General features: G+C 37.6%; 15 protein-coding genes. 4 read left to right on the forward strand and 11 right to left on the reverse strand.

Annotated features, from left to right (window positions below):
- Positions 1-46 precede the first annotated feature (46 nt).
- The 3 genes from AA0X95_RS16260 to AA0X95_RS16270 form a co-directional block, all read right to left on the reverse strand.
- Positions 47-169 carry a hypothetical protein gene (locus tag AA0X95_RS16260; protein ID WP_413299586.1) on the reverse strand — a complete coding sequence of 41 codons (123 nt, stop codon included), beginning with the start codon at positions 167-169 and terminating at the stop codon, positions 47-49.
- Between the two features lie 177 nt (positions 170-346).
- Complete coding sequence (locus AA0X95_RS16265; RefSeq protein WP_413299588.1) at positions 347-1,639, reverse strand: ATP-binding protein; 1,293 nt, start codon at positions 1,637-1,639, stop codon at positions 347-349.
- Positions 1,640-1,681: 42 nt separating this feature from the next.
- The gene (locus AA0X95_RS16270) at positions 1,682-2,104 is read right to left on the reverse strand and encodes a DUF1801 domain-containing protein (protein ID WP_413299590.1); all 423 of its coding nucleotides are present in this window, start codon (positions 2,102-2,104) and stop codon (positions 1,682-1,684) included.
- Positions 2,105-2,252: 148 nt separating this feature from the next.
- Here AA0X95_RS16270 and AA0X95_RS16275 point away from each other — a divergent pair, with 148 nt between their 5' ends.
- Positions 2,253-2,960, forward strand: coding sequence for a hypothetical protein (locus AA0X95_RS16275; protein ID WP_413299592.1), 708 nt, complete (start codon positions 2,253-2,255; stop codon positions 2,958-2,960).
- 4 nt (positions 2,961-2,964) lie between these two features.
- Here the strand turns inward: AA0X95_RS16275 and AA0X95_RS16280 are convergent, their stop codons facing one another.
- On the reverse strand, positions 2,965-3,507 hold the full coding sequence (locus AA0X95_RS16280; protein WP_413299594.1) for a CBO0543 family protein: 543 nt from the start codon (positions 3,505-3,507) through the stop codon (positions 2,965-2,967).
- Between the two features lie 237 nt (positions 3,508-3,744).
- Between AA0X95_RS16280 and AA0X95_RS16285 the strand changes: the two genes are divergently transcribed.
- Entirely contained in the window at positions 3,745-4,038 is a 294-nt protein-coding gene (locus AA0X95_RS16285) for a hypothetical protein (RefSeq protein ID WP_413299596.1), read from the forward strand.
- Positions 4,039-4,437: 399 nt separating this feature from the next.
- Here the strand turns inward: AA0X95_RS16285 and AA0X95_RS16290 are convergent, their stop codons facing one another.
- The gene (locus tag AA0X95_RS16290; protein WP_413299598.1) at positions 4,438-4,809 is read right to left on the reverse strand and encodes a hypothetical protein; all 372 of its coding nucleotides are present in this window, start codon (positions 4,807-4,809) and stop codon (positions 4,438-4,440) included.
- Positions 4,810-5,420: 611 nt separating this feature from the next.
- Here AA0X95_RS16290 and AA0X95_RS16295 point away from each other — a divergent pair.
- A complete protein-coding gene (locus AA0X95_RS16295) occupies positions 5,421-5,918 on the forward strand; it encodes a J domain-containing protein (RefSeq protein ID WP_413299600.1) in 498 nt (165 codons plus the stop codon).
- Positions 5,919-5,988: 70 nt separating this feature from the next.
- Here the strand turns inward: AA0X95_RS16295 and AA0X95_RS16300 are convergent, their stop codons facing one another.
- The 5 genes from AA0X95_RS16300 to AA0X95_RS16320 all read right to left on the reverse strand — a co-directional run bounded on the left by AA0X95_RS16300 (position 5,989) and on the right by AA0X95_RS16320 (position 12,928).
- Complete coding sequence (locus AA0X95_RS16300) at positions 5,989-6,513, reverse strand: GrpB family protein (protein ID WP_413299602.1); 525 nt, start codon at positions 6,511-6,513, stop codon at positions 5,989-5,991.
- Positions 6,514-6,628: 115 nt separating this feature from the next.
- Positions 6,629-7,867, reverse strand: a complete 1,239-nt coding sequence (sstT, locus tag AA0X95_RS16305; RefSeq protein WP_413299604.1) for a serine/threonine transporter SstT — start codon at positions 7,865-7,867, stop codon at positions 6,629-6,631.
- A gap of 211 nt (positions 7,868-8,078) precedes the next feature.
- Positions 8,079-10,361 carry a molybdopterin oxidoreductase family protein gene (locus AA0X95_RS16310; protein WP_413299606.1) on the reverse strand — a complete coding sequence of 761 codons (2,283 nt, stop codon included), beginning with the start codon at positions 10,359-10,361 and terminating at the stop codon, positions 8,079-8,081.
- A gap of 41 nt (positions 10,362-10,402) precedes the next feature.
- Positions 10,403-11,377, reverse strand: coding sequence for a quinone oxidoreductase family protein (locus tag AA0X95_RS16315; protein WP_413299608.1), 975 nt, complete (start codon positions 11,375-11,377; stop codon positions 10,403-10,405).
- Positions 11,378-11,965: 588 nt separating this feature from the next.
- Positions 11,966-12,928: a S8 family peptidase gene (locus AA0X95_RS16320; protein ID WP_413299610.1), complete on the reverse strand. Its 963-nt coding sequence runs from the start codon at positions 12,926-12,928 to the stop codon at positions 11,966-11,968.
- Between the two features lie 400 nt (positions 12,929-13,328).
- On the opposite strand from AA0X95_RS16320, the gene AA0X95_RS16325 reads away from it, so the two are divergent.
- On the forward strand, positions 13,329-13,514 hold the full coding sequence (locus AA0X95_RS16325) for a hypothetical protein (RefSeq protein ID WP_413299612.1): 186 nt from the start codon (positions 13,329-13,331) through the stop codon (positions 13,512-13,514).
- Between the two features lie 704 nt (positions 13,515-14,218).
- On the opposite strand, the gene AA0X95_RS16330 is transcribed toward AA0X95_RS16325, so the two are convergent.
- Positions 14,219-15,424 carry an IS256 family transposase gene (locus AA0X95_RS16330; RefSeq protein ID WP_413299614.1) on the reverse strand — a complete coding sequence of 402 codons (1,206 nt, stop codon included), beginning with the start codon at positions 15,422-15,424 and terminating at the stop codon, positions 14,219-14,221.
- Positions 15,425-15,522 lie beyond the last annotated feature (98 nt).

A 15,522-nucleotide genomic window follows, 5' to 3' on the forward strand; every position in this document is an offset into this window, starting at 1 on the left:
AAAAAATGAATGAATAAAAGGGACAGGTTATTGTCCCTTTAAATTTTTACTTATTAACATCTCTTTGCGCTTTCAATGCTTTCTTTTCAAATCCATTAGCATTTTCTTGGGCGAATTCTACATCTGCTTTTGGTAGAGCCTTATTCTTGTTATACTTATTTTTTGCCATTTTTTCACCACCTAAGTTTTCTCTTCAAATAAGTATGCCATCTATTTTGGTAATGGCACCCACGATTATAGTTTGCTTACTTTCCAATAGGCTATGCTACCAATTTAGTTAGCGAACAAAGGACCATTTCACAATAAAAAAGTCAGAGGTAGAAAACCTACTGACTTCAAACGAAACTTAATATTCATCATCAAAATTAGAAAATCCAATAGAAGCTGCCTGTGCTTGCTCCCACTCCTGTTTTTGTTGTTTCTGTTGGATGGCTTTTAATTCTGCACAAAGTCGCGACACATCTACCTGCTGTTCGTAATGCCATTCAAGCGCAATAGAAGTGTACAATTCATTGAGCTGTGCATAAGAAAAATCCTTCGTAGAATCAATGACCTCCTGAAGCTCTTCCATTGACAGAATCTGATCAATTTTTTTACTAAGCAAATACTGATAGCGAAGCTCCTTAGTCGGTACTTTAATCTCGTATGCCCGGTCAAACCGGCCAGAACGGTTCATTAACGCAGGATCAATTTTTTCAGGATAATTCGTGGTACCAATGATGAAAATCCCTTCCTTCGAGGTTGCACCATCTAATACATTTAGAAACACCGATCGAACACTAGCAGGCATCGAATCGATATCCTCAATTACCAAAACTAATGGTGTTAATTTGAGGACAGACTTAAATACCTCTTTAATGGTATAACTTGACGTATATTCAGTAATCTGCCAATAAGCGACCGGAGCATGGATGCTGCTAGCGATGGATTTCACTAATGTCGTCTTCCCATTTCCAGGTCTTCCATAAAGCAAAATCCCTCTTTTGTACGGGATATCATACAGCTTAAAAAACTGACCTTCTTCAGAAAAAAATTCATCAATTGACCGATAAATCTCTCTCTTCATCGTATCCTCTAAAAACACATCTTCTCTCTTAACCAAAGTGGTAATACTATCAATCTCTGTTTTTACACCCTCTTCTGTATCTGTAAAAACAGTTACATAGTTTTTAATATAATCCCTTTTTCTTTTCAGCACATACTTCAAAAAGGAAACCATGCACGCGTCATTTTTGGCAAAAATAAAATCACGGGTCATTTCCCCGTCGCTTTGATAAATAATCAACTTTGCCAAGGCTACATCATAATTCGGATAATAATAAAGACCATTGTTAATACGCGGCTTGACGATGAACTCCATCGCCTTCTCGTTATGGTTTGACGAGATCGTTCTTGTCTCCCCCTCTTTGTAAATATGACAAATGAGTCGGACATCAGAAGCCTGCTCCTTTAAGTCCTCTTCTAAAATATCCCAAATCTCATTAGATGTATCTTCATCAGAAAACATCTGAAAGTCGATTCCTACTTCATCAAGAAGCTTCTCTTGAACTACAGAAACAATTTTTCCATAGTCATAATAGTAGGGTAAAGATGTTCGATCTAAATCTTTGGTGTGAAACAGGAAATTCATATTCTTCATCTAGTTCTCCTTAGTAAAAAAATAATTGTTACTGTGGCAAATTTATTCTCCCGGATACATTTCTTGCAAAAATGCAACAGATTCCTTGATTAATTCCTTTAACACTTCAACATCAATATCCGCCACTTTGTTAATGTACACACATGCTTTACCTGTTGTATGTTTTCCGAACTCCTTCAGTAATTGTTCTCGCTTGGTTTCACCAGGGGCGAAATACAAACTGATCTTTGCTTTTCGCGGGGAAAAACCTACTAGTGGAGCATCTCCTTCATGACCAGATGCATATTTATAATGGTACGAACCAAATCCAATAATACTCGGTCCCCACATTTTTGCTTGATAGCCAGTAGTTTCTGTAAATATATCTAATAATCGATAAGCATCTTCCCGTTTCTTAGGCTGATCTACTTGTTCGATAAACTCAATGACACTGTTATCAGTTTCTTTTGTTTTTAGTTCATACATCGCAAAAAACCTCCCTTTTCTTTGGTAGCATTATAGGGATTACTCCTCATTCTTATACTACGACATAAAAAACCTTTTTCCTTCTTAGATTATTGTAAGGTTGAAACAAATGCCTCATTGAAACGTCTATTAATTTGGAGGTGGTAATTTGCGGAAATTAATAAGTCTCTTTCTATTAGTTATTATTTTCTTAGTAGGCTGCGGAACGAGTCAACATACCGTTATTGATTGGGTAGATTTTGTGAAGTGGGATGGAACTATGTATGATGGCATTTATTCAGGGGTCATATCAGATGAGAAGTACATTGGTGAAAAACTTGGAGAGGTAAAATTTAGAGTGGCAGACAATGTTTCAGACCCGGAATATAAAGTAAAAAACGGAGATGCTGCCTTCCATGAAAAAGGAACAGATCTTTTTAAAGTCAAAGGATATTCACATGTAATTGCTGTTAGATCAACACGTGCCATCCATAAATACCAACTATACTACTCAAGAGAACACACAAAATACAATTGGGGCTATAAAAACCTACCACTGGAAAAAGTAAACATAATCGAAATCTATCAAGCAGCTACCATAGAAGAAAACGAACGAATATCAGAGATAAACGAACCTGACAAGGTTTCCCGCTTCTTAGAGATACTTAGAAATAGTCAAGGCTCCCCCAACTTCGAACCAAACACAGAAAATGGAGATCCTACTTACTATAAAATGGTCCTCTACACAGGAGAACCAATAGCTTACATGTTTGACCTAATGTATGACGGCAAAACCTACTACTGGTACCCTGCCGAACCAGCCACCCTATCAAATGACATGCAAACCTTTATGGGGGACAGTCCCCCGACGCAGTAACGCATTAACGCTCTGGGGGACTGTCCCCCACATAGAGCAACCTTTCAACAAACCATTTGTTTACTACTCCTAAGAGGATATAGATGAGGAACGAATAGTAATATTCCCAATTTAATGGTTCGTAGATTTCCATCCACGTGAAAATGGGTTCGGCTACAAAAGTTGCCCCTGCCGCCAATATGGTTTGAGCAATTAAAAACGTCTTCCACTTTTTGAAATACTGATAAACAATCATAAATGTAATAGGCATCACGGTTAGATCAATTGGATTTAATCGTGCACTGATTGGAATCAATTGATATTGATAGATCCACAACGTAAAATGGGATCCAATATCATCTAGTAAAATGGAATAAAGAGATATGACGGTGCCATAGAGCAGAATTTCAATGATTCTTTTTTTGTCCACGAGCTTCCACCATAGGATCCACGGCAAAATGGTAAGTCCAAGTAATAACCACCACTGGTATGTGAAAAACACATCATGTAACCAATACTCATTTCTCTTCTCTGCTATTTTTCTCGATAATTTAATCAGTTCTTCCACTATTAGCTCCTCCTTTCGTCATTCGAGATATTTTTTTCTATCATAATAGTTAAAAATGACTTTTTGAACCTTTAATGGACAAAATTGTAATAAGGTCGTAGCATGTTACTGCTTCGGTACTATATAAAATTTTACTTAAATAAACCATGGTTTAATTTTTTCTTACGTGTAAAATGATAGTAACAAAGGAATCTAAATACATTGGAAACCATACTTCGGAAAAGAGAGAGGAAAACCATGTTTCTACACTTTTTATTGGATCTTGTTGAGGGATTATTCAATAGTTCAGGAAGTGGCACGGTATTAAATACTCAAAAAATCGATAAAAATATTGACCTGTTAAAGGGACAAGAGTGGTTTAAGAAATTATACGAGGATGAGCGGTATCATCGATTATTCTTCGTCAATCGACGTGTTAGAAAGTATTTACAAAGTATGATTCGTGTAAAAAAAATCATTCGCAACCCTAAAACACAACAGAAGTTTTTGTTATTTCTGGATAAGGAGGTTGAACGTTCTCGCAAACACTAAGTAAAAGCAATATACATTAAAATCACAGACGTCTACGTTACCAGAACCGTTTGGACTTAAGGCAGCCGGTCACCTATAAGCGGTCTACGTTACCAGAACCGGCTGGGCTTACGTCCACCGGTAACATAAAAACCTTCTACGTTACCCAAACCGGCTGGACTTACCGCCACAGGTAACGTAAAAGCCTTCTATGTAACCCAAACCTGCTGGATTTACGGCAACGGGTGACATAAAGTTCTTACCAGTTCTATGTTTATTTTTATCAAAATACCTCCTCTTTACAAATTAAATAATCACAATTCAGTTTACATAATAATGTTATAAAACACTCGTCACAAACAAAACCTTTAAACACATAAAAAACAGAGGAGCGGCATTAGGTGCGCTACTCTTAAAAATTCACTGCAAATTAAAGAAAACCTGGCCCCCTACCATCTCTTCATAACGAAGCTGTGCTTTTTCTCCTGCTTTCACCAACTTCGCAATGTAGCCTTCTTTTTCATTCCCAACATACATTTCAAAGCTGAAATCAGGATCAGTTGACGCAACAATGTCACCACTATAAATATCTCCACTTTCACTTACCGCGGTAAAATTCATAATCCCATCAATATGAAAGGCTAAATCCTTTGTTTCAGACTCAACAAATTTTACTTTTACTTTTGCAAGAACCCACTCATATCCTTCTGGTGCAGGATCATTAAATTCATTCATCGCTTTTAATTTTTGAAAAGCCCTCGAACATCGACGCAGGTAAAGTGATTTCAACATTAAAAAGCCCCTTGTCTACATTAACCGATTGTTCCTTAGTTTGCTTGCTTTCCTTTGATTCTTCCTTATTTGCACACGCTGATAAAAAAACAAACATTAATGCAAAAATATGTAAGTAAACCTCCGCATAATGAAAACCTCCTGTAAGGATTTTTCTTAATTTTCCTTATTTTTGCTGATAATACACGGTTTTTGATCTAGAAAAAGAGAAAAGCCCACTATCTTCAAATAGTGAGCTTCCTTCCATCTTTTACTTTCTCTCTCATATTATTGCTTTTTAATAGGAGTGACCACAGAAAATAAACTTTCAGTTGGATCGGATACATTAAATTCAATAATCTTGTATCCATTATCCCCTTCTTTGTACTCGCTTTTAGTTGAAACTATTAATTGATTACAATCCATTATTCTTTCTTCCCTTCTAACATTCTCACACAGAAGTTACTATATGATGAATGTTAAAAAGTGTGCATATTTTTTAAAAATTTGGTCACTCACCTGTAAAAAGACTTTAACTTAATGTCACACTCCTGTTCTTTTTCTGAAAAAAATTAATGATATGATAATTTGAGAATGCCCCTATAGAATTAAAAACAAAGAGAGTGGAAATTATGCTGAACGTAAAAGAAACTGTAGAACATTTAACCTCGGCTGGCATAGCCGCTAGTGACGATGAAGTAATGAAGTGGATTGAGGAGGGAAAAATAAAGGCCGAAATAGCCCAAAGAAGAAAGACTACATACAAAATTAACGTTAAAGATCTTACTGAATTTATTATTCAAAAGCATGCCGCTCAGCTTACTACCCAAATAGAACAGTCACGTCGAGAAAACTGCAACCTTACCGAGCAATTAGACTATTTAAAAACCCGAATACAAATTGAACAATCAAAGGTACGCACCCTAAAAAAATTGCTTAACGAACAGATTGAAGTCAATAAACCAAGTACATTTCCCTATGATGAATTGTTAGGATTGAAGAATCAAGACTCGAACAGCCATACACTAAAAAAAGAATTTAAAAAACTCCTGAAAGCTCTTCATCCCGACCGAGGCGGGGATGAAAGGCTTTTTAAAGTGTTCAATGAACACTACGAGAATCTTAAATAAAAGTAGAAGGACGTGAAATTGAAAACACGTCCTTTTAATATCATTGATAACATTCGAAGTCCTCTTCAAGCTAATTTGCTCCGAAAGTTTTATACCATTCCAGTGCTTTTAGTTCAATGTCTTTCACATGGCAATCCTTACCGCTTATGTAAGATTCAATGTCATAAGAAAATTGTTGAGCTAATTTCTCTTTTAATTCACCATAGGCCTTCTTCTCATTTGGATGATTTCTCAGATAATCCCTAAAAACTAGGTGTCGTTTTATTTCATCACTACCAACCTGATAAATGTGAATGTGATGAGATCGATTGTCCCCACCTTTTTGAAAATATCTTCGTCCAGATATTCCATTCTCACCCTTTGATTCATATCCGATTTCCTGCATATTTGGAATAAACGTATCAATCATATTAATGTCATTCACAACAGGCATAATGTCTATTATTGGTTTAGCTTTTAACCCGGGAACAGCTGTACTGCCAATATGGTAAATATCCACGATTTCGTTTCTAAAAATCCGTTTTAGTTTTTCGGCTTCTTCCGAAAACATATTAGACCACTTTTCATTATAGGAACATACTTCAACCCTTCTCAAAATACCCCCCCTATTTCTTGTTTTTTCCATAATATCCTGTCTTCTTCTTGAACGCAATAAAAAATGACGTGTGGCAAGTCACACGTCATTTCATATTTTTTAAGTTCTTCCTTCATTATGAAGCTTTTTGAATACGAATGTTCTTTCCTTCTTTACGTTGCTTCTTAAATTCAGCTGTAGCTGTAAAAAGAACGTCTGTAGAAGAGTTAAGTGCCGTTTCAAACGAATCTTGTAAAACCCCAATGATAAATCCTACACCAACGACTTGCATTGCTACATCTCCAGGAATTCCGAATAAGCTACATGCTAGAGGAATCAACAACAATGAGCCACCAGCAACCCCTGATGCACCACAAGCACAAACAGCAGCTAAAACGCTAAGGATGATCGCTGTAGGAATATCCACATGAATGCCCAGTGTATGAACCGCTGCCAATGTCAAAACAGAAATCGTAACGGCTGCACCGGCCATATTGATGGTCGCACCAAGTGGAATCGATACAGAATACGTATCCTTATCTAGATTTAAATCTTCACATAATTTCATATTAACAGGAATATTAGAAGCTGAGCTTCGTGTAAAGAATGCTGTAATCCCACTTTCCTTTAAACACTTAAACACAAGTGGATATGGGTTTTGTCTGATATTTACAAACACGATAATCGGATTTACCACAAGTGCTACCAGGAGCATACATCCAATCAAAACAGCTAGCAATTTCCCGTAACTTAGCAAGGATTCGATTCCATTTGTTGTAATAGAGTCAATTACTAGACCCATAATCCCTAGTGGAGCGAATCGGATGACCCAAGTAACCAATTTCGAAACGGCATCAGAAAAATTAGCAATCATTGTTTTTGTCGTGTCAGCCGCATTTTTCAGCGCCAAACCAAGTAGTACTGCCCATGCTAGAATACCGATATAGTTTGCATTAAAAATCGCTTTTACTGGGTTATCTACTACGTTCAGAAGTAAAGTCTTAAGAACTTCAACTACACCGCCAGGAGCCGTTACATCCTCCGCACCCTTTCCGAGAGTTAAACTTACTGGGAACATAAAGCTAACCACAACCGCAATGAAACCAGCTAAAAAGGTGCCTAAAAGATAAAGGACGATAATGGACTTCATATTCGTTTTGTGACCACTCTTATGTTGCGCGATGGCCGACATAACCAAGAAAAGGACCAATACAGGCGCTATTGCTTTCAAAGCACCAACAAATAATGAGCCAAAAATGACCACTGGTTTTGCTACATCTGGAACCGATACGGCCAAGATGATCCCAATAATCAAACCGACAATAATTTGTTTGACTAGGCTCAGTTGATCCCATTTTCTCCATAAACTTTTCAAAGATAGTCCCCCCTAGTAGTGTAAATAACTATTAAATTAATAAGAGTATTTTAAAGAATATTTTGATATATTACAATAGTATCGTATTTAAATAGGACTTTTGTTGCATGGGTTTTTTTCAGGTGGAATAGTACTAATACCCTGAAATCGTATTCATAAAAAAAGGGAACTCCATGTTTCTGGAGATCCCTTCTCTCATATAAAATTAAATTTATTGATCTGTATAAGTAGTTAGAGACACTGACTGTAGTTCCTCTACCTTCTCAACCCTAACTGGTACGCCATTTAGTACTGCATTTCCCGAGACTTTATCTATTACTTGCTCATCGGTTAAAATATTTACATTAATTCCAGCATGCTCTCTTGCTACTTGAAGACGTGTTCCAGTAAGATCATGACCCCAACCATGTGGGAGACTTACCACCCCGGGCATCACATCATCTGTTATATGAATGGGTACCTCTATTTTCCCTGTACGAGATTGTACCGATGCCTTATCTCCATTTATTAGCCCCATCCTTGAAGCATCTGTAGGATGGATCCAAAGCAAACAGCGGTTTTCTCCTTTAACCAGCACAGGCAGATTGTGCAGCCAGGAATTATTACTCCGTAGATCTCTTCGACCTATTAATAGTATGTTCAAAGAGTCAGATTTCATTGTTTCTCGTAGACGATAGACGTCATCCACTAATATTGCAGGAGCTAACTCGATTTTTCTGGAAGGTGTTTGAAGAATTTCTTTAATCCTTGGTTGAAGAGGCCCTAGGTCCAATCCATGGGGGTGATCCTCAAGTACGGATAAACTTAGCCCATTGGGATTTTTGCCAAATTGCTCTCCATATGGGCCCACTCGCAAATAGAAATCAAGTAAACGCTCGGGACCCCTTCTATTTTTCAACAAGTCCAGAATTTCCAAAACATCCTTTTCAGAAATAGGAGAATTTTGATTTTTCACCTCATGTTTGATCAACTGCGTGATTGTGAGGTCATCCAATTCCTTCAGTACGTCCCCTTGGACCATCTGATCACTCACAGCATTTGCCAAGTATAAGAGAATTTCCCATTCATCCATTTGCTCTTTTGGAAGGTCAAAAACCGGTGGTGAATAATGGGCAATATTCCGAACAGCCAGGTTATAAAAAGTAATATCATAGTGAGATCTCTCTAATGGTGAAGGAACAGGTAACAGTACATGTGCATGCCGTGTGGTTTCATTTAGATAGCAGTCCAAACTGACCATAAATTCCACTTTTTCGAGCGCGTCTTGTAACCTTTGACTATTTGGCGCTGACAGAGCAGGATTGCCAGCAATAGATATGAGTGCTTTTATCTGTCCAGGTCCTTGATTTTCTATTTCTTCAGCTAAACAAGACACTGGCAGTTCTCCCAGAACCTCTGGTAAATTTCTTATTCTTGTTTGATAACGGTTGTAACGAACTTTACGGACTCTTTTCGAGAGGGCACGCCTTGTTGCAGGATTAGGAAACATGACACCGCCTTCTCGGTCCAGATTGCCTGTAAGAACATTTATAACATCCACTAGCCAGCTATTCATCGTACCATAAAGTTGTGTACTAGTGCCCATTCTTCCATATACAATCGCCTTCGGTGCCTGTGCTAATTCTCGTGCTATACGACGAATGGTATCAGCAGATATTCCACATTTAGAGGACACAGCTTCTGGGGTAAAATCTTTCGACAAGATTTTTATTTCTTCCAGTCCATTAATAATGTCGGTTAACTTTCCAGGTTTAACTAATTCTTCATCAAAAAGAGTACAGATAAGAGCAAATAAGAACAGCGCATCCGTACTTGGGCGAATAAAATGGTGTTCATTCGCTTGTTTTGCCGTAACAGTAAGCACGGGATCGATAACTATTAGCTTGCCGCCTCGGTCTTTTAGGGCCTTTAATCGGCCTCTCATGTTTGGTGCCGTCATTAAGCTGCCATTAGAAGCAAGCGGATTCGCTCCAATCATTAGTAAATAATCAGTATGGTCGATGTCCGGAATCGGAAGGTTAGCATCACTTCCAAACATGAGTTCAGATGAAAGCTGTTTTGGAATCTGGTCAAGAGTGCTAGCTGAAAAGATGCTTCTACTCCCTAAAGCCCGTAAAAAAGTTGGTCCATATAACATTCCTCCTAAATTGTGAACAGTGGGGTTTCCTAAATAAACTGCCACCGCATCGTTCCCATGTTCTTCAATTATTGGACGAAGCCTCCTCCTTATTTCTGTGTAGGCCGCTTCCCAAGATACCTCTTGCCAGTCCTGTCCCTGACGGATCATCGGTTTTCTAAGGCGATCAGGGTCTGAATCCAATTCTTTTACACTATAACCTTTAGGACATAAATAACCACGGCTAAATGGATCGAGTTTATCTCCCTTAATGTGGACAACTTCCCTATCTTGCGTATGAATTTCCAAGCCGCAAGTAGCCTCACATAAAGGACATGTACGATAGCTTATGTTAGTTTTACTCTTATCATTTTTCAAAAAGCAAGCACCTCTCCTCGTTTTCCTCATGTTATTGCCCTTTACGGGTTTAGAACGAGCTTTCCGATGGTCTTCCGTCCTTCTATTAATTCATGGGCCTTTTCTGCTTCATCCAATGGCATAATTTCACCAATGATTAATTTTAAATTCCCTTCTCTTACATGGTTTAGTAATTCTTTAACACTCTCTTTATATAACTCTGTGTTATTCAGAATATGAATTAGCCAAAATCCTATTACACTGACATTTCGCTGCATCAGGATAGCGGGGTCAAATTTTGTTTCTTGTCCACCCGCCCTTCCATAGATAACAAGCCGACCGTTGATCGCAAGGGATTTCAAGCTTTTCTTGAAAATATCACCGCCTACCATTTCAAGGACAAGATCTACACCCTTACCGCCAGTACTAGATAATACCTGTTCATGCCAATTTTCTTCAGTATAATTAATTACTACGTCTGCACCCAATGAAGAAACTAGATTCAGCTTTTCCGAGCTACTGGCAGTAGCAATGACTTTGCCTGCTCCCATGATTTTAGCAAGTTGAACAGCTAGTGTACCTACTCCACCCGCGGCAGCATGAATCAGGACCGATTCACCTTTCTTCAATTGTCCAGATGTTTTTAAAATATGGTAGGCTGAGATTCCTTGGCCTAAGATGGCAGCAGCTTGGTTAAAATCTACATGATCCGGTAACGGAACGAGTTGTGATGTATGTAGTGAGATATACTCTGCATAACCACCGTTGTTCGTTAAGGCAACCACGCGATCTCCTACTTTAAAATCTGTTACATCAGGCGAAATCTCTGTAATGACTCCTGAAATTTCCGCTCCTGGGATATAGGGAAGAGGAGTCTTTTCCAAATATTGTCCATATCGGCGGGCTGTATCCGCAAAATTCACTCCAACTGCCTTGACTTGGACTAGGACATGGCCGGGTTGCATGGAAGGTATAGGTATACTTACAACTCTTAACACCTCTGGTTTACCGTACTCATTAAATTGAATCGCTTTCATTATTTCCTCTCCTCCTCGTTTGCAAAAAGTAAAAAGCGGTACTGTCAGCTAATGAAACATACTGAACGGTTAGTATCTTAATTATATTAACAATTATCAGATTGTTCAATCATTATTGGAAATCTTCATTTTTTACACCCTTTCGTTATATTGTTATTTACCTTTCTTAATTTATCCCCTAATAATTTCAATGTTCATCGAAGTGTGAATATTTAAAGGATAGAGCGGTTCTTATTCCTTAAGTGATAAAAAAAGAACGCACATGTTTGATATGTGCGTTCTGTAGAAATCTGTTCTCTATATAAATCACCCGTAAAACAAGAATCATAATAAAATAGTCAATTCCTAAATTACATTCATTAGGTCTTCCTTTAGATGTTCACCGAGAAATTCCTGATTATAACTGTGAACTTACAGCTCGCGGGAGTTGATTTCGAAATTGGATTTGTTTTATTCCACGTCTAATTTTGAAATTCTTCCATTGATTGCGGATTGTCAAGAGAAGATAAATCACCTGGAGCAGTGCCAAAGAGAAATCTTCAGCACTGCTTTTTTTATAAGTATTTAACTAGTAAACTAGATTTTTAATTAAACCTTCAGCACATCTTCTACTAGATTTGTATTGAAAAGTGTCTCTAAATAATCTACGGCCGTTAGGTACACCATCCCATTTCCTTCTAACTTTGGAGAATATCCTAGAGGAACCGTTCTCTTTATTAATTGCGCGTATAGTTCTGGCTCTGTTAACTCTCTCTCAAACGATTCAAAAGTAAGAGCTTTTAAGAGGGCTAATGCACCAGATACATGTGGTGTGGCCATCGACGTTCCACTTAGTCTAGCAAACTTTCCTCTCAAATAGGTTGAAAGAATATTTTCACCAGGAGCCACGAGATCCACTTCGTTATTCGAATTAGTAAAATCAGAAATTTCTCTGTCCAGGTTGATCGCTCCTACACTGATTACTTCATTGTAAGAACCAGGATAACCAAATTCATCAGTTGCATCCTGCCCATCCCCTTCATTACCGGCCGCACAAACAACAAGAATATTATTTGCAACCGCCTTTTGAATCGCTTCGTGTAATTCAGGTACATCTTCCGGACCACCGAGACTCAAGGAAATAATATCAACCTTTTGTTCTATCGCATAATAGATTCCATTTATGATCCATTCATATTGACCAGAGCCGTTTCTATCAAGGACTTTGACAATTAATAGATTGGCTTCAGGAGCTACACCAACAACTCCTTTTTGATTGATCGTCGCTGCCATTGTACCAGCCACATGGGTGCCATGGCCATTGTAATCTCGATACACCTCTTTAATGCCTTTGTCATCCCTCGTGAAATTTCTTCCACCAATAATCCGTTCCCTCAAGTCGGGATGAGTCAAATCACAGCCGGTATCAAGTATAGCAATCGTGACTCCTTTTCCCTTTGTCTTCTCCCAGACTTTCGGGGCCTGTATCATGTCTACCCCTTTTGGCACCTCGGTTACTTCTTCAACCTCTGAAATCACTTGGTACGGAATCAAGCGTACTTGTCGCTCCATTAGTTTCCCTCCTGACAGAATTATTGAAGCCAACCCATGATGTTATTAATAGTTTAACAATTCTGAATCTATTATTATTGATTCTTTTGGCATATTTTTCTATCAAACCACTCCTTTTTGTATTGGGAAAAAAATCAACATTTCACCTTTTATATAGGAGAATACTAGAAAAAGAGACAGGTTTAATTAAATATAATTTTCTACAAATCGTTGACACACCAGTTGATTTAACGTCTTAATTTGTCCGAAAAAGAAATAATATTACTTTTCCTAATAAAATTTGGAGATTCATGTAGATAAGTTTTATAACTTGATTGCAGGAAAAAACCTGCTTGTTATAAAAATAGTAAAGCAGGCGGAAAAGACGTCTAACGAATAAGTTGAAAGGTGGTCATGATTCTTGGCAGTTGATTTATCCCTACAACAAATCGTCGAAGGTCTACCGAAGTCATTATTATATGCATCTGATAGGGATTTGGAAGGATTCCAAAAAATTATCGAAGAAACAATTAGATTAAGAGAGGGTCATAAAAACCTGCAAAAGATGGTTAAAAACTTCTCAACCACTACGATTCAGAGGACTTAAAACATAGTGACTAAAACTATTTTGAAGGTGCATTCACCTTCTTTTTTTCTTTTAAAGAAGGTGTTTGTAACACATCACTTGAATTAACTAACCTGTCAGATGTTGACCCTGATTGAAAGACATTTTTCATCTAAATCTATTTCTTTTGTCCTTCATCCAACCGATGAAAGACATTTTTCATCTGAATCTAACCCTTTTTGTCCTTCATCCACCCGATGAAAGACATTTTTCATCTGAATCTATCTCTTTTGTCCTTCATCCAACAGATGAAAGACATTTTTCATCTGTATCTATCTCTTTTTGTCCTTCATCCACCCGATGAAAGACATTTTTCATCTGAATCTATCTCTTTTTGTCCTTCATCCACCCGATGAAAGACACTTTTCATCTGAATCTATCTCTTTTTGTCCTTCATCCACCCGATGAAGGACATTTTTCATCTTTATCTATCTCTTTTTGTCCTTCATCCAACAGATGAAAGGGGAATGTAAATTATTTTGTGTAAATGGTTAAATCCTATATGATTTGACTATATTGAAACTAAAGTGTTCTTACCTACTAGGGGGATAGGGCAATGCTGGGGAGCAACCCGAGCACCTAGTAGGGTTCTGTACAAAAGGAGAGAGGATTTTTCCTCTCTTTTTCCTTTTGGGAGAACGAAAGCGATAAACCCTTAGGGCAGAGCCCTAACTTAACTACGTCAATTATTTCCCAAGCCGGCCCTCAAACATGATATCAAACTGCTGTCTACATTCTAACCATCCAGGAATAGGATTAGACCATTTATCTGTAACTCCAACAGTCGCAAGGTAAACAATTTTCCTTAATGCATTATCCGTTGGATAAGCAGTTTTTGTTTTTGTGACTTTCCTTAGTTGTCTATGGAATGCTTCAATAGTGTTGGTTGTGTAAATTAACTTTCTAATCTCTACTGGGTAAGAAAAGAAAGTCGTGAGTTCTAGCCAGTTGGTCTCCCATGATTTAATAACAGAAGGATATTTCTTTCCCCACTTTTCTTTAAACTCATCAAATTCCAATTCTGCTTGTTCAATTGTATATGCTTTATATACCTTTTTTAAATCGTCCATAAGTTCCTTACGGAATTTGTGAGGAACACACTTTACATTATTTCGTAATTGATGAATGATACAAGACTGAATATCTGTTTTCGGAAACGTGGCATTAATTGCCTCTGAAAATCCAGAAAGCCCGTCTTTACAGGCAATTAGGATATCTTGTACACCACGACTCTTCAAATCTTGGCAAACGTTCAACCAAAAACTAGCACTCTCATCTTCGCCGATCCAAATACCAAGAATGTCCTTAATACCATCTGTATTTACGCCTAAAACTGTATAAGCTGCCTTACTAACAATCCTATTTTCATGCTTAACTTTAAAGTGTATTGCATCCAAAAACACAATAGGATACACAGGGTCTAGTAGACGGGACTGCCATTCATAGACAAGAGGCAACACTTTGTCTGTAACCTTACTTACTAAACTAGAAGAGACGTTAATACCATAAATATCCTTCATGTGGTCCTCAATATCCCGTGTGGACATACCTTTAGAATAAAGGGCAATTATTTGATCCTCTAATCCATTAATAGAGGTCTCATATTTCTTTATAATCTGCGGTTCATATTCACCTTTACGATCTCTAGGGATATTTAACTTGGTTTCACCTAACTTAGATTTAATGGTCTTTTTACTATAGCCATTCCGGCTATTTCCCGTATTGATACCTTTAGAATCATGTTTGGAGTACCCAAGGTGCTCCTCAATCTCAGCCTCGAAAACCTGTTGGAGAGTCTCCTTGAAAAGGTCCCTAATCATGGCATGAATATCGTCCACTGTTTCACATTGACCTGCCAATTCTCTAATTGTCATATCCCTATAATTTTGCATAAATGATCATCTCCTTAATTGGTAAGTATAACCATTTACACAAAACTATAGACGTTCTCGATGAAAGACATTTTTCATCTGAATCTATCTCTTTTTGT

Origin of the sequence: Neobacillus phoenicis, assembly GCF_047302305.1 — a bacterium.
Lineage (GTDB): Bacteria > Bacillota > Bacilli > Bacillales > Cytobacillaceae > Neobacillus.